Annotated in this window: 16 protein-coding genes; 11 read left to right on the forward strand and 5 right to left on the reverse strand. The window is 52.9% G+C overall.

Features of this window, described 5'->3' with window-relative positions:
* Positions 1 to 124: 124 nt before the first annotated feature.
* Genes leuD through leuA form a run of 4 tightly spaced genes read right to left on the reverse strand, consistent with a single transcriptional unit; the run spans position 125 to position 4833 of the window.
* Positions 125 to 727, reverse strand: a complete 603-nt coding sequence (leuD, locus tag WCT94_RS19065; protein WP_336871175.1) for a 3-isopropylmalate dehydratase small subunit — start codon at positions 725 to 727, stop codon at positions 125 to 127.
* Positions 728 to 740: 13 nt separating this feature from the next.
* Positions 741 to 2141 carry a 3-isopropylmalate dehydratase large subunit gene (leuC, locus tag WCT94_RS19070; protein WP_336871178.1) on the reverse strand — a complete coding sequence of 467 codons (1401 nt, stop codon included), beginning with the start codon at positions 2139 to 2141 and terminating at the stop codon, positions 741 to 743.
* Between the two features lie 2 nt (positions 2142 to 2143).
* Positions 2144 to 3235 (reverse strand): 3-isopropylmalate dehydrogenase, encoded by a 1092-nt coding sequence (gene leuB / locus WCT94_RS19075; RefSeq protein ID WP_336871180.1) that lies wholly within the window; start codon positions 3233 to 3235, stop codon positions 2144 to 2146.
* Positions 3235 to 4833, reverse strand: a complete 1599-nt coding sequence (gene leuA / locus WCT94_RS19080) for a 2-isopropylmalate synthase (protein WP_015841738.1) — start codon at positions 4831 to 4833, stop codon at positions 3235 to 3237. The genes leuB and leuA overlap by 1 nt, the downstream gene beginning before the upstream one ends.
* A 411-nt stretch (positions 4834 to 5244) precedes the next feature.
* Between leuA and WCT94_RS19085 the strand changes: the two genes are divergently transcribed.
* The 4 genes from WCT94_RS19085 to cra all read left to right on the forward strand — a co-directional run bounded on the left by WCT94_RS19085 (position 5245) and on the right by cra (position 11024).
* The gene (locus WCT94_RS19085; RefSeq protein WP_336871182.1) at positions 5245 to 7050 is read left to right on the forward strand and encodes an AMP-dependent synthetase/ligase; all 1806 of its coding nucleotides are present in this window, start codon (positions 5245 to 5247) and stop codon (positions 7048 to 7050) included.
* A 363-nt stretch (positions 7051 to 7413) separates the two neighbouring features.
* Positions 7414 to 9132 (forward strand): acetolactate synthase 3 large subunit, encoded by a 1719-nt coding sequence (ilvI, locus tag WCT94_RS19090; RefSeq protein WP_015841736.1) that lies wholly within the window; start codon positions 7414 to 7416, stop codon positions 9130 to 9132.
* A gap of 2 nt (positions 9133 to 9134) precedes the next feature.
* Positions 9135 to 9626, forward strand: a complete 492-nt coding sequence (gene ilvN, locus WCT94_RS19095; RefSeq protein ID WP_005975253.1) for an acetolactate synthase small subunit — start codon at positions 9135 to 9137, stop codon at positions 9624 to 9626.
* Positions 9627 to 10019: 393 nt separating this feature from the next.
* The gene (gene cra / locus WCT94_RS19100) at positions 10020 to 11024 is read left to right on the forward strand and encodes a catabolite repressor/activator (RefSeq protein ID WP_039278293.1); all 1005 of its coding nucleotides are present in this window, start codon (positions 10020 to 10022) and stop codon (positions 11022 to 11024) included.
* Positions 11025 to 11122: 98 nt separating this feature from the next.
* Here the strand turns inward: cra and WCT94_RS19105 are convergent, their stop codons facing one another.
* Complete coding sequence (locus WCT94_RS19105) at positions 11123 to 11560, reverse strand: L-alanine exporter AlaE (RefSeq protein WP_336871184.1); 438 nt, start codon at positions 11558 to 11560, stop codon at positions 11123 to 11125.
* Between the two features lie 891 nt (positions 11561 to 12451).
* On the opposite strand from WCT94_RS19105, the gene mraZ reads away from it, so the two are divergent.
* From mraZ to mraY, 7 genes are read left to right on the forward strand one after another with little or no spacing between them, the layout of a single operon-like run.
* On the forward strand, positions 12452 to 12910 hold the full coding sequence (mraZ, locus tag WCT94_RS19110) for a division/cell wall cluster transcriptional repressor MraZ (RefSeq protein WP_010298042.1): 459 nt from the start codon (positions 12452 to 12454) through the stop codon (positions 12908 to 12910).
* Positions 12911 to 12912: 2 nt separating this feature from the next.
* Positions 12913 to 13857 carry a 16S rRNA (cytosine(1402)-N(4))-methyltransferase RsmH gene (rsmH, locus tag WCT94_RS19115; protein WP_336871186.1) on the forward strand — a complete coding sequence of 315 codons (945 nt, stop codon included), beginning with the start codon at positions 12913 to 12915 and terminating at the stop codon, positions 13855 to 13857.
* Positions 13854 to 14174, forward strand: a complete 321-nt coding sequence (gene ftsL / locus WCT94_RS19120; protein ID WP_180741529.1) for a cell division protein FtsL — start codon at positions 13854 to 13856, stop codon at positions 14172 to 14174. Before rsmH ends, ftsL begins: the two co-directional genes overlap by 4 nt.
* A 23-nt stretch (positions 14175 to 14197) precedes the next feature.
* Positions 14198 to 15961, forward strand: coding sequence for a peptidoglycan glycosyltransferase FtsI (locus WCT94_RS19125; RefSeq protein WP_431891255.1), 1764 nt, complete (start codon positions 14198 to 14200; stop codon positions 15959 to 15961).
* A complete protein-coding gene (gene murE / locus WCT94_RS19130) occupies positions 15948 to 17435 on the forward strand; it encodes a UDP-N-acetylmuramoyl-L-alanyl-D-glutamate--2,6-diaminopimelate ligase (protein ID WP_336871190.1) in 1488 nt (495 codons plus the stop codon). Before WCT94_RS19125 ends, murE begins: the two co-directional genes overlap by 14 nt.
* A complete protein-coding gene (murF, locus tag WCT94_RS19135; RefSeq protein ID WP_336871192.1) occupies positions 17432 to 18793 on the forward strand; it encodes a UDP-N-acetylmuramoyl-tripeptide--D-alanyl-D-alanine ligase in 1362 nt (453 codons plus the stop codon). Before murE ends, murF begins: the two co-directional genes overlap by 4 nt.
* Positions 18787 to 19869: a phospho-N-acetylmuramoyl-pentapeptide-transferase gene (mraY, locus tag WCT94_RS19140; RefSeq protein ID WP_010298023.1), complete on the forward strand. Its 1083-nt coding sequence runs from the start codon at positions 18787 to 18789 to the stop codon at positions 19867 to 19869. The genes murF and mraY overlap by 7 nt, the downstream gene beginning before the upstream one ends.
* The last annotated feature ends 2 nt before the right edge of the window (positions 19870 to 19871 follow it).

A 19871-nucleotide genomic window follows, 5' to 3' on the forward strand; every position in this document is an offset into this window, starting at 1 on the left:
TTGAAATTAAAAGGCCTGAGTCCGGTAGAATACCGAACCCAGACCCTGAAAGCCGCTTAACATGAACTGTCCAACTTTACGGGGTCAGTCCAAAGTGCGGGCTTTGGCTATCTGTAATCTTGAATCAGTTCAAAAAGGCCGGCTGATTCTTTTCATACTCGGTGATAGACGCTTCGTGTTGCAGCGTCAGGCCGATGCTGTCTAATCCGTTGATCATACAGTGACGACGGAAGCTGTCGATTTCAAACGGATAGCTTTTGCTACCCGCCTGAACGACCTGATTTTCCAGATCGACGATGAAGTTAATGCCTTCCTGCCCGTCAACCAGCTTGAACAGTTCGTCTATTTCCGCGTCGCTCAGTTTCACCGGCAGCAGTTGGTTGTTAAACGAGTTGCCGTAGAAGATATCAGCGAAGCTTGGGGCGATAACGACTTTGAAGCCGTAATCGGTCAGCGCCCACGGTGCGTGCTCACGGGAAGAGCCGCAGCCGAAGTTTTCCCGCGCCAGCAGGATGCTCGCCCCTTTGTAATGCGGCTTGTTCAGCACAAACTCAGGGTTAGGCTGTTGACCCGCATCGTCCAGAAAGCGCCAGTCGTGGAACAGATGTTGGCCGAAACCGGTACGCGTCACCTTTTGCAGAAACTGCTTGGGAATGATGGCGTCGGTATCGACGTTAGCGGCATCCAGAGGAACCACCAGACCAGTGTGTTGAGTAAATTTAGCCATGTCGGTTTCTCTCTTAATTCAACTCGCGGACGTCGGCAAAGCGACCCGTTACCGCGGCAGCCGCAGCCATTGCCGGGCTGACCAGATGGGTGCGGCCAGCGCGCCCCTGACGGCCTTCAAAGTTACGGTTGCTGGTTGAAGCGCAACGTTCGCCGGGGTTCAGGCGGTCATTGTTCATCGCCAGACACATAGAGCAGCCCGGTAAGCGCCACTCAAAACCCGCTTCGATGAACACTTTATCCAGCCCTTCCAGCTCTGCCATGGTTTTGACCGGGCCGGAGCCAGGTACAACGATAGCCTGAACGCCAGCGGCGACTTTGCGCCCTTTGGCGATTTCTGCCGCAGCGCGCAAATCTTCGATACGCGAGTTGGTGCAGGAGCCAATGAAGACTTTATCGATCTTCACGTCGGTCAGTTTAATGCCGGGTTGCAGATCCATATAGGCCAGCGCTTTGGCCGCGGAGGCGCGTTCTACCGGATCGCTGAAAGAGTCAGGGCTAGGGATTTCCTGATTGACGGCGATAACCTGACCGGGGTTGGTGCCCCAGGTAACCTGCGGTGCGATCTGCGCGGCGTCCAACGTGACAACCGTATCGAACTGCGCATCATCATCCGATTTCAGCGTGTTCCAGTATGCAACGGCGGCATCCCAGTTGGCGTCTTTCGGCGCAAACTGACGGCCTTTCAGGTAATTGAAGGTGGTCTCGTCCGGCGCGACCAACCCGGCTTTCGCACCCATTTCAATCGCCATGTTGCACAGCGTCATACGGCCTTCCATGCTCAGCGCACGAATAGCGGTGCCGCAGAATTCAACCACATGACCGGTGCCGCCTGCGCTACCGGTTTTACCGATGATCGCCAGCACGATGTCTTTTGCGGTGATGCCGTGTGGCGCATCGCCGGTGACTTCAATCTTCATGGTTTTAGCGCGACCCTGCTTCAGGGTTTGTGTCGCCAGCACATGTTCCACTTCCGACGTACCGATGCCGAAAGCCAGTGAACCAAATGCGCCGTGCGTTGCCGTGTGCGAATCACCGCAGACAATGGTCATGCCCGGCAGCGTCATTCCTTGCTCAGGCCCAATAACGTGAACGATGCCCTGATACGGGTGGTTCAGGTCATACAGCTGAACGCCGAATTCCGCACAGTTTTTGATCAGCTCCTGCATCTGGATGCGAGCCATCTCGCCGCTGGCGTTGATGTCTTTGGTTTGCGTGGACACGTTGTGGTCCATGGTCGCGAAGGTTTTCCCCGGCTGACGAACCTTGCGGCCCATCGCGCGCAGGCCGTCGAAAGCCTGCGGGGAAGTTACTTCGTGTACCAGATGTCTGTCGATATACAGCAGCGGCGTTTCGTTTGGCGCTTCATGAACCACATGCGCTTCGAACAATTTTTGATATAACGTCTTACCCATGGTTATGCCCCTTGCGCCACAAAACGCGCAATCACGTCGCCCATTTCATTGGTACCAATCGCGTTGCTGGTACTTGCCAGGTCGGCGGTGCGGTAGCCTTCAGCCAGTGCGGTATTGACCGCTTTTTCGATCGCCTCTGCGGCATCATCCGCGCCCAGGCTGTAACGCAGCAGCAGCGCCAGTGACAGAATCTGCGCGATCGGGTTGGCAATGTCTTTACCCGCGATATCCGGTGCAGAACCGCCAGCAGGCTCGTACAAACCGAAGCCTTGCTCATTCAGACTTGCGGAAGGCAGCATGCCCATTGAGCCAGTAATCATAGCGCACTCGTCGGACAGAATGTCACCGAACAGGTTAGAACACAGCATCACGTCAAACTGAGACGGATCTTTAATTAACTGCATTGTCGCGTTATCGATATACAGATGGGACAGCTTCACGTCTGGATAGGCTTTGGCGACTTCCGTGACGATCTCACGCCACAGAATAGAACTTTGCAGCACGTTGGCTTTATCGATAGAGGTCACGATGCTGCGACGCTTACGGGCGGATTCAAACGCGATGTGTGCGATACGCTCAATCTCGAAACGGTGATACACCTCGGTATCGAAAGCACGCTCATACTGACCGCTACCTTCACGTCCTTTAGGCTGACCGAAGTAGATGCCACCCGTCAGTTCGCGGACGCACAGAATATCAAAGCCCTTCGCGGCGATGTCGCTGCGCAGCGGGCAAAACGCTTCCAACCCCTGATACAGGCGAGCAGGGCGCAGGTTGCTGAACAGTTTGAAGTGCTTACGCAGAGGCAACAACGCACCGCGCTCCGGCTGCTCTGCCGGTGGCAAATGTTCCCATTTCGGGCCGCCCACGGAACCGAACAGAATCGCATCGGCCTGCTCGCAGCCTGCGACAGTCGCTTGCGGCAGCGGCGTGCCCTGACGGTCAATGGCGATACCGCCAACGTCGTATTCGCTGGTGGTAATGCGGATGCCAAAACGCTGGCGTACCGCATCCAGCACTTTGTGCGCCTGTGCCATTACTTCCGGGCCAATGCCGTCTCCGGGTAAAACGGCGATATGGTAGCTCTTTGTCATCACACTGTTTCCTGACTGTTTTGTTGTTTGCTATCGTTTTGTTGTTGGTTATTGTGCTGCTGCAGACGTTGAATTTCTTTTTCTACCTGCTGAGCACGTTTGATGTTGTTTAATACATTTACCATTGCCTGTGCGGAAGATTCAACGATATCCGTCGCCAGACCGACACCGTGGAAACGGCGGCCCTGATAATCTGCAACGATATCAACCTGACCCAGCGCATCACGACCCTGACCTTTGGCGGTCAGTTGGTATTTAACCAGAGAAACCTGATAGCCCGTAATGCGGTTGATTGCCTGATAAACGGCATCTACCGGGCCATTCCCCGTCGCGGCTTCTGACTGGGTTTCTTCACCACAGATCAGTTTGACAGAAGCGGTGGCCATCACGCTGGAACCGGACTGAACGCTGAAATAATCCAGATGGTAGAACTCTGGCTCTTCCTGCTGACGGTTGATGAAGGCCAGCGCTTCCAAGTCGTAATCAAAGACCTGGCCTTTCTTATCGGCCAGTTTCAGGAAGGCGGAGTACAGATCGTCCAGATTGTAATCGCTATCCTGATAGCCCATCTCTTCCATACGGTGTTTCACCGCGGCACGACCGGAACGGGAAGTCAGGTTCAATTGCACTTCTTTCAGGCCGATGGATTCCGGCGTCATGATTTCGTAGTTTTCACGGTTCTTCAGCACGCCATCCTGGTGAATACCGGAAGAGTGGGCGAAGGCGTTGGCACCCACAACCGCTTTGTTAGCGGGGATAGGCATATTACAAATCTGGCTGACTAACTGGCTGGTGCGGTAGATTTCCTGATGATTGATATTGGTATGCACATTCAGGATGTTATGGCGGGTTTTGATCGCCATGATGACTTCTTCCAGTGAACAGTTACCAGCACGCTCGCCGATACCGTTCAATGTGCCTTCTACCTGACGAGCGCCTGCGTGCACTGCCGCCATGGCGTTGCCAACGGCTAAACCCAGATCGTCATGGGTGTGAACAGAAATAATGGCTTTATCGATATTAGGAACGTGTTGGTACAACGAGGAGATGATGTTGCCGAACTCATGCGGCATGGTGTAGCCGACGGTGTCCGGGATATTAATGGTACGAGCACCCGCGTTGATGGCGGCCTCAACCACGCGACACAGGTCTGGGATTGGCGTACGACCCGCATCTTCACAGGAGAACTCGACATCGTCTGTGTAGTTACGCGCGCGCTTAATCATGTAGATAGCGCGTTCGATGACTTCGTCCAGCGTGCTGCGCAGCTTCGTGGCGATGTGCATCGGTGAGGTTGCGATAAAAGTGTGAATACGGAAGGCTTCTGCGACACGCAGCGCTTCTGCGGCAACATCGATATCCTTTTCGACGCAGCGGGTCAGGCCACACACACGACTGTTTTTGATATTGCGGGCAATAGTCTGAACGGATTCAAAATCGCCGGGAGAGGACACAGGAAAGCCAACTTCCATGACATCAACACCCATACGCTCCAGGGCGAAGGCGATTTGCAGTTTTTCTTTTACACTCAGACTCGCCTGTAAAGCCTGTTCACCATCGCGTAATGTGGTATCAAAAATAATGACTTGCTCGCTCATTGGTTTAGTTCCTTGTCGTGTCTACTTGTACTTGGCGCTCGGCGAGTAAAAAAAAACCCGCGCATTAGCGCGGGTTTTTTGTATCGTGTGGCGAGAAACTTAGTTCTGAACTCTGCCCACAAACCTACCGCGCAAGAAGGATGCGTTTAGTAGTAGGCCTAGTAGGACAGTAAAGTTGAACATGGTGTCTCGTCATCTAAAATTCAGTGTTGCTTTATTGGTACGCGATTATTGGGGCTATGTCAACTTTTGATTGGTGTGATGTGCGTCAAGTAAACCAGCGATAGCCTGCGACGAATGAACGAAAGATCGTTGCGGTTTTGAACAAGGACGGTAGACTGCACGCCAAATAATGTACAGCTGTACGCTGAAACGCTGTCGACTTCACTTCCCTTATAAATTCTTTTACAGATGACTAATCATTTACAGCCATATCATGTGGTGCACCGGGTTCAAGATCGGATCAATCACTGCGCGGGTCGTATTGCGCTGCGCGAGTGGACGCCTGCGGGCGAACAACAGCTCACCTGGACACAGGCCGGACAGCGCATTCGGCGGATTGCCAGCGCGCTCCTGGCGCTGAGAGTCGACGTTCAGGAACGAGTCGCGATTTTCTCTCATAACTCGATGAATTGGTCGCTGGCCGACCTGGCGCTGCTGCACCTGCGTGCGATCAGCGTGCCAATCTATGCCACTAATACGGCGGCACAGGCGGCGTTCATCATCAATGATGCCGATATCCGTACGATATTCGTTGGTGGTCAGGAGCAGTTGGATGCGTTGCTGTCGTTACGCGAGAGCTGCCCGCAACTGCGAAATATTATCGTGATGGATGAGGGCGTTAACCTGCGCGGTAGCGACATTGTTCAGTCCCTACATGAGTTTGAAGCGCAGGCGGTAGATGATTTCTGGCGTGATGAATGGCAAACGCGCGTCGACAGCCGCGATCTCAACGATCTGTTTACGCTGATTTATACCTCTGGCACCACCGGTGAGCCGAAAGGCGTCATGCTGGATTACACCAACATGGCGATGCAGCTTAAGCTACACGACGATCGTCTGGATATGTCAGAAAATGACGTATCGCTCTGTTTCTTACCGCTTTCCCACGTATTTGAGCGCGCCTGGAGCTTTGTCATTATGCACCGCGGCGCGCAGAACGTGTATCTCAGCAACACGAATCTGGTGCGTGAGGCAATGCAGGCGGTGAGGCCAACGGTGATGTGCGCCGTACCGCGTTTTTATGAGAAAGTGTATAGCGCAATCCATGAAAAAGTGGCGCAGGCGCCGTGGTATCGCCAGCGGCTCTTCAACTGGGCTGTTACGCAGGGGAAACACGTGTTTCTGGCTAGTCAGACGGCGAAAAAAGCAGGGCTCTTCCGCCGCGTTATGCATCGCTATGCCGATCGTCTGGTGTTAGGGAAACTTCGCCAGCTTCTGGGAGGCGAGATTCGCTTTATGCCAGCGGCAGGCGCGCGGCTGGATGACAACATCATTCTGTTTTTCCGCTCGATCGGGATTCGTATCATCTATGGTTACGGCATGACCGAAACCTGCGCGACGGTTTCCTGCTGGGAAGAGAACCATTTCCGCTTAGGCTCTATTGGTACGCCGCTGCCGGGCATTGAAGTCCGCATTGGCGAGGAAAAAGAGATTCAGGTGCGCGGGGCGACCATCATGCGCGGCTATTTCCATCGCCCTCAGGAAACCGCAGAAACCTTTACCGAAGACGGCTGGTTGAGAACCGGCGATGCGGGAGAGCTGGATGCCAACGGTAACCTGTTTATTACCGAGCGCTTGAAAGATCTGATGAAAACCTCGGGCGGTAAATATATTGCCCCGCAGCATCTGGAAGGGACGCTGGGACAGGATCGCTTCATCGAACAGGTTGCCATTATCGCAGACACGCGTAAGTACGTATCTGCGCTGATTGTTCCCTGTTTCGAGGCGTTGGAGGAATACGCGCACTCGATCAACCTGAAATACCACGATCGTCTGGAGTTGCTGCGCCACAGCCATATTATTGAGCTGTTCGAGCAGCGCCTGCGGGAGATGCAGAAGGAACTTTCCCGCGTGGAGCAGGTAAAGAAATTCACGCTGCTGCCTGTGCCGTTTTCGATGGCGGAAGGGGAGCTGACGCCAACGCTCAAGCTGCGCAGAAAGATCATCAACCAGCGTTACCAGCTGGAAATTGATGCGATGTACGCGGAATCCTGATGGCGTTGGAGGCCGGATAACCCGTTTCCTGAAAAGAAAGAGGGTTTTTCGGCCTCAAGATTTCACTCTGTAATTTATGGCCTTCATGGACGATCTCTCAGGTTTGAAGGTTCCCGGTTAGTATTTTATCTCAGTTCTTTTTTCCCTCACGTTCGATTCCCCCTAGTCCTGATTAAGGGCGGTGGTTTTTTGCCGTTTGTCTGCGTCATAATCTGGCGTTATGTTAATGGGTTATCAGTAATCCCTATAATATTTCGTATTCTTGTACTAAAAGTTAACAGTATTAATACAATGTGAGTTCGGGGATTTCTCCCGAATCAATACAGAAGCGGATTCCGCTTTCTGAACAAAAGAGGCAGACCCATGGAGATGTTGTCAGGCGCCGAAATGGTGGTCCGATCGTTGATCGATCAGGGCGTAAAACATGTGTTCGGTTATCCGGGCGGTGCGGTGCTGGATATTTATGATGCCCTGCATACGGTTGGGGGAATCGAGCATATTTTGGTGCGGCATGAGCAAGGTGCGGTACATATGGCCGATGGCTACGCGCGTGCGACGGGCGAGGTCGGCGTTGTGCTGGTCACGTCCGGCCCCGGTGCGACCAACGCGATTACCGGTATCGCCACGGCGTATATGGACTCCATTCCTATGGTGGTGTTGTCCGGTCAGGTTGCGACTTCGTTGATTGGCTATGATTCCTTTCAGGAATGCGACACGGTCGGCATTTCCCGTCCTATCGTGAAGCACAGTTTTCTGGTCAAGAAAGCGGAAGATGTCCCGACGATTCTGAAAAAAGCGTTTTATCTGGCATCGACCGGACGCCCAGGGCCGGTGGTGGTCGACCTGCCGAAAGACATCATGAATCCGGCGAATAAACTGCCGTACGTTTATCCTGAAAGCGTCAGCATGCGTTCCTATAATCCGACGGTTCAGGGCCACAAAGGTCAGATTCGTCGCGCGCTGCAAACCCTGCTGGCAGCAAAAAAACCGATTATCTACAGCGGCGGCGGCGTAATTAATGCGGAATGTCACGAAGAGCTGCTGACGCTGGCGGAAAAACTGAACCTGCCAGTGACCACCTCTCTGATGGGGCTGGGCGGCTTTCCCGGCACGCACCGTCAGTGCCTCGGTATGCTGGGGATGCACGGGACGTATGAAGCCAATACGGCTATGCATAACGCCGATGTGATTTTCGCCGTAGGGGTGCGTTTCGACGACCGTACGACGAACAATCTGGCGAAGTACTGCCCGAATGCGACGGTACTGCATATTGATGTCGATCCCGCGTCGATTTCCAAAACGGTAAACGCCGATATCCCTATCGTTGGCGATGCTAAACAGGTGTTAACCCTGATGCTGGAGTTGCTGGCACAGGATGGCGCACAGCAGCAGTTTGATGCGCTGCGCGACTGGTGGCAGGGTATTGAACAGTGGCGTGGGCGTCACTGTCTGAAATACAGCACCGAAGGCGACAAGATTAAACCGCAGGCGGTGATTGAAACGCTGCATCGGCTGACCGAAGGTAAAGCCTATGTGGCATCGGACGTCGGCCAGCACCAGATGTTCGCCGCGCTGTATTATCCGTTCGATTTACCGCGTCGCTGGGTGAACTCCGGTGGGTTGGGCACGATGGGCTTTGGCCTGCCTGCGGCACTGGGTATTAAACTCGCGTTGCCGGAAGAGACTGTGATTTGCGTAACGGGCGATGGCAGTATTCAGATGAATATTCAGGAGCTTTCTACGGCGCTGCAATATGATTTGCCTGTGGTGGTAATTAACCTGAACAACCGTTTCCTCGGTATGGTGAAGCAGTGGCAGGATATGATCTACTCTGGCCGCCATTCCAGTTCTTACATGGAATCGTTACCGGATTTCGTCAAGCTGGCTGAAGCGTACGGTCACATCGGGATTTCTATCGATACGCCGGACGAACTGGAAAGTAAGCTGTCGCAAGCGCTGGCACAGAAAGATCGTCTGGTGTTTGTTGATATCAACATCGACAGCAGCGAGCATGTTTACCCCATGCAGATTCGTGGCGGGGCGATGGATGAAATGTGGCTGAGCAAAACGGAGAGGACCTGATCATGCGGCGGATTTTATCAGTATTACTTGAGAATGAATCGGGCGCCTTGTCACGTGTCGTCGGCCTGTTTTCCCAGCGCGGCTACAACATTGAAAGCCTGACGGTAGCCCCAACCGAAGATCCTACGCTATCCCGTATGACGATTCAGACGGTAGGCGATGAGAAAGTGCTGGAGCAGATCGAAAAGCAACTGCACAAGCTGGTGGATGTCCTGCGCGTCAGTGAACTGGGGCAGGGCGCGCACGTTGAGCGTGAGATCATGCTGGTGAAGCTGCAAGCCACAGGATATGGTCGCGAGGAAGTGAAACGCTGCGCCGATATTTTCCGCGGCCAGATCGTGGATGTTACCGCTTCGCTTTATACCGTACAGCTTGCTGGCACCAGCGATAAACTGGACGCCTTCCTCAGCGCGGTGCGTGAAGTTGCAGAAATTGTTGAAGTGGCACGCTCTGGTATCGTCGGCGTATCACGCGGCGATAAAATCATGCGTTAATCGACTTTTCGCTGCTTTTTCTTTTAAGAGGCCCGATAATAGTATTGGGCCTTTTTATTTCCCTTATCTTATATATACCCGTCATACTTCAAGTTGCATGTGCGTTGGCTGCGTTCACTCACCCGAATCACTTACCTGAGTAAGCTCATCGGGATTCCTTCTCTTGCCGCCTTCCTGAAACTCGAATTATTTAGGGTATAGGCGCAATATATTTCAGGTTAAAAGACGTCCATTATTGATATGGCAGCTTGAAATATGTCGGTAACGTGATAAAAGCAGTTGCCGTACAAAAGCTTCTGCTGTTAGATCTACGCCATATCCATGATGATTTTATGGTCATCACACTATTTATTGAGCCGGCCTACTTATTTTCCGGCCTACTAAGGGGTTACCGTGAAACTGGATGAAATCGCGCGTCTTGCGGGTGTTTCACGCACGACAGCCAGCTATGTCATTAACGGGAAAGCAAAACAATATCGCGTTAGCGATAAGACCGTTGAGAAAGTCATGGCTGTCGTCAGGGAGCACAATTATCATCCCAACGCCGTCGCGGCTGGATTACGTGCTGGACGCACACGTTCAATTGGTTTGGTTATTCCCGATTTGGAAAATACCAGCTATACACGCATCGCCAATTATCTGGAGCGTCAGGCCAGACAGCGCGGATATCAGCTATTAATTGCGTGTTCAGAAGATCAGCCAGACAATGAGATGCGGTGTATTGAGCATCTGTTGCAGCGCCAGGTTGACGCGATTATTGTGTCTACCGCATTACCGCCGGAGCACCCGTTTTATCAACGTTGGATAAACGGCAGCCTGCCGATTATTGCGTTAGACAGGGCGTTAGATCGTGAGCACTTCACCAGCGTGGTGGGGGCCGATCTTGAAGATGCCGAAATGCTGGCGCAGGAATTACGCAAAGTGCCTGCGAAATCGGTACTGTATCTTGGCGCCTTGCCTGAGCTTTCCGTCAGCTTCTTGCGTGAGCAAGGGTTTCGTCAGGCGTGGGCGGGCGATCCGCGTGAAGTGAATTACCTTTATTCTAATAGCTATGAACGCGTAGCTGCCGCTGCCGCGTTTATGGATTATTTGAAAAATAATCCTATGCCCGAAGCGTTATTCACCACTTCATTCCCGCTATTGCAGGGAGTGATGGACGTCAACCTGAAGATTAACGGTCGCTTGCCGAATAATCTGGCTATTGCGACCTTTGGTGATAATGAGCTGTTGGATTATCTGGAATGCCCGGTATTGTCTGTCGCTCAGCGCCATCGTGAAGTCGCGGAACGCGTACTGGAACTGGTGCTGGCCAGTCTGGATGAACCGAAAAGGCCTAAGCCAGGTTTGAATCGTATCCGGCGTAACCTGTACCGTCGTGGCTCACTGAGCCGCGCGTAATCTCTCTCTGCCTTTATGCGCCATAGATGACTATGGCGCTTCTCTTTGACTACTTTCTACTGCTCAATCTCAATTCACGGCCCACGCTTACTTCGCTTTTATGGCAATGCCACGCGGAATAGCCGACGGCAATATTCCAGGAAATAACCGTATATCACGCCTGTCACCATCGATATCACCAGGTTACTGGTAACGGCCGTCAGGATTTGGGCGGGATTCGCCCCGATAGACCAGAGAATGATGGCGTAAACTGGGGATTGGAAACTGACATAGGCAAACAGATCGGCAACGCTGCGCACTAGAAAATGCTCACCACCGTGACGTCTGGCGATATTCAACACGCGATCGCGATACTGCCCGTACGGCCAGGCAATGGCAATATTCACGGGGATAGACAGTAAACGTGAAGACAGCGATTGCTCGAAGCTCATCCCGGAAAGCATGATTTCTATTGCCATGCCGGTGATGAAACAATAGACAACGAGCGCAAAGGTATCTGCGGTGGCACTTCGCAATCGTGACGTCGGGGAAAACATACCGGGCTGCTCCATTCTTAGGGCGGATAAACTGGTGTAATGGATTTGTATGGTTTTTTGTCATGACTTATTTTGTTTGTGTAGTTTACATCACTGAATGATTGGCTTTGTACTAGGTAAAAATATTTATTTGTGATTGTTTTTTATACTTTCCCGCTACTTTATGTCTATCCGATAAATTTCCCGTTTTTTTATCGCGACAAGAGATTTAAAATTATTTAAAAACAAATCGTTATGGTTTTTTCAGTACGAGGCGTTTCCGCGGGGAGGTAATTGCATTAAAGCGTTAAAGGAAGTGAGTAAATGACCGATAAAAAAGGGCTGCTTGTGACGCCGCTTTTCATGCTTCTCTTGGGGGAGGCGTTGCACACGTAATTCGACCCGTTTTCTGAGCCTGTATTCCTGTTCAGAAAGCCGTATTCGTTGGTGAGGGGAGCCTTGAGTAAGGTAAATCAGCTGATTAATCAAGAATCGATGATGTTGATGTTAAAAATGTGACATTGAGCAACTGTTACCCATAGCGGTATGATTCTGCAGACTCACGCAGGCCTTGGTATTCAAGGTGTTCTGGGCTAGTAAGACAATTCTGAAAACCGTTGTCTTTGGTATCTGCTTGTGACAAGAAAAATAATCGAGATGTTGATGTGGATAGCGATATGTGTGTAATGCTCCCATTCCGTTATGAATTTTTCTCAAATTATCATGACGTTAATCTTCGTTAATTTTGACTCCTTATTCCTTTTATCTCTATGCCGGCCCCAATTCATTCAGGAATAATCCCAAAGCGCGCCAGCTCTGGCTTGACAAGGTTTTCATACCCTCCGTACACTCTTAAAGGTGGGATTTTGTGGGATAAAGTGGTGAAAAAGGTTATGAAGGGGTAACTCAGGTATGTTTCGTGGGGCTACGCTGGTTAACCTCGACAGTAAAGGGCGCCTTGCTGTGCCTACCCGATACCGGGAAATGCTGAACGGGGAATCGCAAGGTCAAATGGTTTGCACCATTGATCTGCATCAGCCATGCCTGCTGCTTTATCCCTTACCTGAATGGGAAATCATTGAACAAAAGCTGTCTCGCTTATCGAGCATGAACCCAGCTGAACGCCGCGTTCAGCGGCTGTTATTGGGGCATGCCAGCGAGTGCCAAATGGATAGTGCAGGGCGTTTGTTGATTGCGAATACGTTAAGGCAGCATGCGGACCTTAAAAAAGAAGTGATGCTAGTCGGACAGTTCAACAAGTTTGAGCTGTGGGATGAACAGACTTGGTATCAACAGGTCAGGGATGATATTGACGCTGAACAATCGACTCAGGAACCCTTGTCTGAGCGGTTGCAGGACCTATCGCTATAGTCATGCTGGAAAATTATAAACATACCACCGTCCTGTTGGATGAGGCCGTAAATGGTCTGAACATTCGCAGCGGCGGCATATACATCGACGGCACATTTGGCCGCGGTGGTCACTCTCGTCTGATTCTTTCCCAACTGGGGCCGGAAGGACGTCTGTTAGCTATCGATCGCGATCCTCAGGCTATTGAAGCTGCCAAGGCGATTGACGATCCTCGTTTCTCTATTATTCACGGGCCGTTTTCCGCTATGGCGGAGTATGTGGCGGAACTCGGGCTGACCGGGCAGATCGACGGTGTTCTGCTCGATCTTGGCGTTTCTTCCCCACAGCTTGATGACCCTGAACGTGGATTCTCATTTATGCGCGATGGCCCGCTGGATATGCGTATGGATCCGACGCGCGGCTTGTCTGCTGCCGAATGGTTGATGAAAGCGGAAGCTGACGACATTGTCTGGGTCTTGAAAACGTTCGGCGAAGAGCGTTTTGCTAAACGCATTGCCCGCGCGATTGTCGAGCGTAATCGCACTGAGCCGATGACGCGGACAAAAGAGCTGGCCGAATTGATTGCGGCAGCCAGCCCGGTGAGAGAAAAACATAAGCACCCGGCGACACGCAGTTTTCAGGCGATCCGCATTTACATCAACAGTGAGCTGGAAGAGATCGAGCGTGCGTTAGAAGGCGCGTTAAGCGTACTGGCTCCGCAGGGACGTCTGTCGGTTATCAGCTTCCACTCGTTAGAAGATCGAATCGTGAAACGGTTTATTCGCCATCAGAGCCGTGGGCCACAGGTGCCTGCTGGCCTGCCGTTAACGGAAGAGCAGTTGCGCAGTCAGGGCGGCCAGACGTTAAAAGCCGTCGGAAAGAAACTGATGCCTTCGGAAGCAGAAATTGCAGAAAACCCGCGCGCGCGTAGCTCCGTGCTGCGGTTCGCTGAGAGACTGCCGGCATGATCGGTAACGAACGGCACACTCTGGTTGGCGTCATCGGTGAGGATCTGCTGCGTAATGCAAAGCTCCCCATGTTGCTGATGATTGCCGTACTGGTTTCTGCCGTTTTTGTGGTGACAACGGCGCACAAGACGCGCTTGCTGACTGCGGAGCGCGAGCAGCTTCTGCTGGAGCGTGATGCGCTGGATATCGAATGGCGAAATCTGATCCTGGAGGAGAACTCTCTCGGGGATCATAGCCGCGTTGAGCGGATCGCGACGGAAAAGCTGCAAATGGGGCATGTCGATCCGTCACAGGAAAATATTGTGGTTAAGCAATGAACTCAATAGGCAACTAGTCAAGCATGAAAGCAGCCCGTACAGGAAAGTTAAAGCGTCAGGAAGATCAAGCCAGCTTTGTTAGCTGGCGTTTTGCGTTGCTTTGCGGCTGTATCCTGCTTGCGATGTTTGGCTTGATGGCGCGCGCGGCTTACCTTCAGGTGATCAACCCAGACAAACTGGTGCGCGAAGGCGATATGCGTTCCCTGCGCGTGCAGGAAGTGCCGACGGCACGCGGTATGATCAGCGATCGCGCAGGTCGTCCTTTGGCTGTCAGCGTACCGGTGAATGCCGTTTGGGCAGATCCGAAAGAAGTGAACGATCGTGGCGGTATTACGTTGGATACGCGCTGGAAAGCACTGTCTGACGCGCTCGATATCCCATTGGATCAATTGGCCACGAAGATCAACGCTAACCCGAAAGGGCGCTTTGTTTACCTCGCTCGCCAGGTGAATCCTGCTATTGGCGAATACGTCCATAAACTGAAACTGCCGGGCATTAATCTGCGGCAGGAATCTCGTCGGTACTATCCTTCCGGACAAGTGACCTCTCACCTTATCGGATTCACTAATATCGATGGACAGGGCATTGAAGGGGTAGAGAAAAGCTTTGATCGCTGGCTGACCGGGCAACCCGGTGAACGAACCGTGCGTAAAGACCGGTTTGGTCGTGTGATTGAAGATATCTCCTCTGTCGATAGTCAGGCGGCGCATAATCTGGCGCTGAGTATTGATGAACGTTTGCAGGCGCTGGTTTACCGTGAACTCAACAACGCGGTTGCCTTTAACAAAGCCGAGTCAGGTACGGCCGTGCTGGTTGATGTGAATACCGGTGAAGTGCTGGCGATGGCGAATAGCCCGTCTTATAACCCGAACAATTTGGCGGATACGCCGAAAGAGATTATGCGTAACCGCGCCATCACCGATATCTTCGAACCGGGTTCTACGGTGAAACCGATGGTGGTGATGACGGCGCTGCAACGCGGTGTCGTCAAAGAAAATAGCGTGCTCAACACGCTGCCTTACTACATCAATGGTCATGAAATCAAAGACGTGGCGCGCTACAGCGAATTGACGCTGGCGGGCGTGCTGCAGAAATCGAGTAACGTCGGTGTTTCCAGACTGGCGTTAGCGATGCCTTCCTCTGCGCTGGTAGATACTTACTCGCGTTTTGGATTAGGAAAAGCGACCAATTTGGGGTTGGTCGGAGAAAGCAGTGGCTTATACCCTCAAAAACAACGGTGGTCTGACATAGAGAGGGCCACCTTTTCTTTCGGCTACGGGCTGATGGTAACACCGTTACAGTTAGCGCGAGTCTATGCCACGATCGGCAGTTTCGGCATTTATCGTCCGCTGTCGATTACTAAAGTTGATCCACCGGTTCCTGGCGAGCGTGTCTTCCCTGAAGCGCTGGTGCGTTCCGTGGTGCACATGATGGAAAGCGTTGCGCTGCCCGGCGGCGGCGGTACCAAAGCGGCTATCAAAGGCTACCGTATCGCGATTAAAACCGGTACAGCTAAAAAAGTCGGCCCGGATGGTAAGTACATCAATAAATATATTGCTTATACAGCGGGCGTAGCTCCAGCCAGTAACCCGCGTTTTGCTCTGGTTGTCGTGATCAACGATCCGCAGGCAGGGAAGTACTACGGCGGTGCAGTTTCTGCACCAATCTTTGGCGCCATCATGGGTGGCGTTCTGCGTACGATGAATATCGAACCGGATGCGTTGCCGTCAGGCGACAAAAACGAGTTTGTAATTAATAGAGAAGAGGGATCAGGTGGCAGATCGTAATTTGCGCGATTTACTTGCGCCGTGGGTGCAAGACACCCCGGTGCGCGCGCTGCGGGAAATGACATTAGACAGCCGCGTTGCGGCTGCCGGGGATCTGTTTGTCGCGATTGTCGGGCACAAAACAGATGGACGGCGCTATATTCCGCAGGCAATTGCGCAAGGCGTAGCAGCGATCGTTGCTGAAGCAGAAGGTGAAGCTGCCGATGGCACCGTTCGCGAAATGCACGGTGTGCCAGTGGTCTACCTCAGTAATCTGAACCAGCGGCTTTCCGCGCTGGCGGGCCGTTTTTATCAGCAACCCGCGGAAAAGTTACAGCTGATTGGTGTAACAGGAACCAACGGAAAAACGACGACGACTCAGCTTCTGGCGCAGTGGAGCCAGGCGCTGGGCGAAACGAGTGCCGTAATGGGCACCGTAGGCAACGGCCTATTAGGCCGGGCTATTCCGGCAGAAAATACGACTGGGTCGGCTGTCGATGTTCAGCAGGTGCTGAGCCAGTTGGTAGAACAGGGCGCGACATTTGCCGCAATGGAAGTCTCTTCCCACGGGTTGGTGCAGCATCGTGTAGCGGCATTGCCATTCGCGGCAGCGGTGTTCACTAACCTGAGCCGCGATCATCTTGATTACCACGGCGATATGGAAAGCTATGAAGCGGCCAAATGGTCGCTGTTCGCCGAGCATCGTGTTGGGCAGATGATTATCAATGCCGATGATGAGGTCGGGCTGCGCTGGTTGGCGAAGTTACCGGATGCAGTTGCTGTAACCATGGGAAATAATCTGGTTCCTGGTTGCCGTGGGCGCTGGCTGAAGGCGACACAGATTGATTATCACGACAACGGGGCCACGATTGCATTTGATTCAAGCTGGGGGCACGGCGAAATCGAAAGTCGCCTGATGGGCGCGTTTAACGTCAGCAATATGCTGCTGGCGCTGGCAACGCTGCTGTCTCTTGGCTATCCGCTCGACAAGTTGGTCATTGCGGGCTCTCAGCTGCAACCCGTATGTGGCCGCATGGAAGTTTTCCATGCAGAAGGAAAACCAACGGTCGTTGTTGATTACGCCCACACGCCGGACGCGCTGGAAAAAGCGCTGGAAGCGGCGCGTTTGCACTGCCAGGGAAAACTTTGGTGTGTGTTTGGCTGCGGCGGCGATCGTGATAGAGGTAAGCGCCCACTTATGGGCGGCATCGCAGAACAACTGGCCGATCGCGTTGTGGTGACTGATGATAACCCGCGCAGCGAAGAACCGCAGGCCATTGTTGCCGATATTCTCTCCGGGCTGCTGGATGCCGGGCGCGTTCAGGTTATTCACGGACGTGCTGAAGCGGTCACTAGCGCGATTATGCAGGCGCAGGAAAATGACGTGGTGCTGGTTGCGGGTAAAGGGCACGAAGACTACCAACTGGTCGGCAATCAGCGTCTTGATTATTCCGATCGTATCACCGTTGCTCGTCTGCTGGGGGTGATTGCATGATTCGCGTCTCCTTGCAGCAACTTGCCACGGTGCTGAATGCGCAGCTGATTGGCGAAAGCATTGATATTGAAGATGTTTCAACCGATACGCGTAAGCTGATGTCTGGCGGTTTATTTATCGCGCTGAAAGGCGAGAAATTCGACGCGCATGATTACGCTGCGGATGCAGTGAAAGGCGGTGCGGCGGCTCTGTTAGTCAGTAAGCACTTACCTGTCAATGTGCCACAGCTGCTGGTGAGCGATACGCGTCTGGCGCTGGGCCAATTGGGTGCCTGGGTTCGTCAGCAGTCAACGGCGCGCGTTGTCGCCCTGACAGGCTCTTCCGGCAAAACCTCAGTTAAAGAAATGACGGCAGCGATTCTGCGCCAGTGTGGCTCCGTGTTGTATACCGCTGGTAACTTCAACAACGATATCGGTGTGCCGCTCACGCTGTTGCGTCTGACGGCGGAACACCAGTTCGCCGTGATTGAGCTGGGGGCAAATCACATTGGTGAGATTGCCTATACCACCGATCTGGTGCGGCCGGAAAGCGCGCTGGTCAACAATCTGGCTGCCGCGCATTTGGAAGGTTTTGGTTCATTAGCTGGTGTAGCGCAGGCGAAAGGTGAGATTTTTGCCGGTTTGCCAGCAGACGGCGTGGCGATTGTGAATGCAGACAGCAACGATTTCCCGCACTGGCAGGTCATGCTGAATCATAAAACTGTTTGGCGTTTCTCGCCGCAGGCCGCTTGCGATATCGATTTTTTTGCCAGCGACGTAGACGTTTTGGCGCAGGGTACGCGCTTCACTCTGCACACGCCATTTGGTGAAACGCAGGTTCTGCTGCCTTTACCAGGTCGACATAACATTTCTAATGCACTGGCGGCGGCTTCGCTGGCGATGTCCGTCGGGGCGACGCTGGAAGCGGTTAAAACCGGGTTATCCCAACTGCAGGCAGTGCCGGGGCGGCTGTTCCCGATTGCCCTGTCTGAAGGCAAGCTGCTGCTGGATGACAGCTACAACGCTAATGTTGGCTCAATGACGGCGGCGGCACAGGTATTGGCGGAGATGCCGGGTTACCGCGTGATGGTCGTTGGTGATATGGGCGAACTGGGTGATGAAGCCCCTGAATGTCATCGTCAGGTGGGTGAAGCGGCGCGGGTTGCGGGCATCGATCGCGTACTGAGTGTAGGAACGTTGAGTGAATTGATCGGCACTGCCAGTGGCAATGGTGAGCATTTTCAGGATAAAGCTGCGCTGGTTTCACGTTTGAAGGTACTGATGTCAGAACATAACGTCATCAGTGTATTGATCAAAGGCTCACGCAGTGCTGCGATGGAGCAGGTTGTACATGCATTACAGGAGAATGCTCAATGTTAGTATGGCTGGCCGAACATTTGGCCAAACTTTATACCGGCTTTAACGTCTTTTCTTATTTGACGTTCCGCGCCATTGTCAGCCTGCTGACCGCATTGGTTATTTCCCTATGGATGGGGCCGCACATGATCGCCTGGCTGCAACGTTTGCAGATTGGTCAGGTGGTGCGTAACGAAGGGCCTGAATCACATTTCAGTAAGCGTGGAACCCCGACGATGGGGGGCGTGATGATCCTGGTGGCGATTATCGTTTCCGTTTTGATGTGGGCGAATCTGTCTAACCCGTATGTCTGGTGCGTACTGCTGGTGTTAGCGGGCTACGGCGCGGTCGGTTTTGTCGATGATTACCGCAAAGTGGTCCGTAAGGATACCAAAGGGCTGATTGCCCGCTGGAAATATTTCTGGCAGTCCGTGATTGCGCTTGTGGTGGCTTTCACCATGTATTCCATCGGTAAAGATACGCCAGCTACACAGCTTGTTGTGCCGTTTTTCAAAGATGTGATGCCGCAACTGGGCCTGCTTTATGTTGCGTTAGCCTACTTTGTGATTGTCGGCACCAGTAATGCCGTAAACCTGACTGATGGTCTGGACGGACTGGCAATCATGCCGACCGTGTTTGTCGCTGCTGGCTTTGCGCTGGTTGCATGGGCAACAGGAAACATGAATTTTGCCGGCTACCTACATATCCCGTATATCCGCCATGCCAGTGAACTGGTGATCGTCTGCACCGCGATTGTGGGCGCAGGGCTTGGGTTCCTGTGGTTTAACACTTATCCGGCACAGGTCTTCATGGGGGACGTCGGGTCGCTAGCGCTGGGTGGCGCGTTGGGCACTATCGCGGTTCTCCTGCGTCAGGAGTTTTTGTTGGTGATTATGGGCGGCGTCTTCGTGGTCGAAACGCTGTCGGTGATTCTGCAAGTCGGGTCCTTTAAGTTGCGCGGGCAGCGGATTTTCCGCATGGCGCCGATTCATCATCATTATGAACTTAAGGGCTGGCCGGAACCGCGCGTGATTGTGCGTTTCTGGATTATTTCGTTGATGCTGGTGCTGATTGGCCTGGCAACGCTGAAGGTACGATAAGA

Source organism: Pectobacterium sp. 1950-15 (assembly GCF_037136835.1).
Taxonomy (GTDB): Bacteria; Pseudomonadota; Gammaproteobacteria; order Enterobacterales; family Enterobacteriaceae; genus Pectobacterium.

Coding starts and splice junctions, on each gene's coding strand:
- leuD (WP_336871175.1), bottom strand. CDS start 727: ATGGCTAAATTTACTCAACACACTGGTCTGGTGGTTCCTCTGGATGCC.
- leuC (WP_336871178.1), bottom strand. CDS start 2,141: ATGGGTAAGACGTTATATCAAAAATTGTTCGAAGCGCATGTGGTTCAT.
- leuB (WP_336871180.1), bottom strand. CDS start 3,235: ATGACAAAGAGCTACCATATCGCCGTTTTACCCGGAGACGGCATTGGC.
- leuA (WP_015841738.1), bottom strand. CDS start 4,833: ATGAGCGAGCAAGTCATTATTTTTGATACCACATTACGCGATGGTGAA.
- WCT94_RS19085 (WP_336871182.1), top strand. CDS start 5,245: ATGACTAATCATTTACAGCCATATCATGTGGTGCACCGGGTTCAAGAT.
- ilvI (WP_015841736.1), top strand. CDS start 7,414: ATGGAGATGTTGTCAGGCGCCGAAATGGTGGTCCGATCGTTGATCGAT.
- ilvN (WP_005975253.1), top strand. CDS start 9,135: ATGCGGCGGATTTTATCAGTATTACTTGAGAATGAATCGGGCGCCTTG.
- WCT94_RS19105 (WP_336871184.1), bottom strand. CDS start 11,560: ATGTTTTCCCCGACGTCACGATTGCGAAGTGCCACCGCAGATACCTTT.
- mraZ (WP_010298042.1), top strand. CDS start 12,452: ATGTTTCGTGGGGCTACGCTGGTTAACCTCGACAGTAAAGGGCGCCTT.
- rsmH (WP_336871186.1), top strand. CDS start 12,913: ATGCTGGAAAATTATAAACATACCACCGTCCTGTTGGATGAGGCCGTA.
- ftsL (WP_180741529.1), top strand. CDS start 13,854: ATGATCGGTAACGAACGGCACACTCTGGTTGGCGTCATCGGTGAGGAT.
- WCT94_RS19125 (WP_431891255.1), top strand. CDS start 14,198: ATGAAAGCAGCCCGTACAGGAAAGTTAAAGCGTCAGGAAGATCAAGCC.
- murF (WP_336871192.1), top strand. CDS start 17,432: ATGATTCGCGTCTCCTTGCAGCAACTTGCCACGGTGCTGAATGCGCAG.
- mraY (WP_010298023.1), top strand. CDS start 18,787: ATGTTAGTATGGCTGGCCGAACATTTGGCCAAACTTTATACCGGCTTT.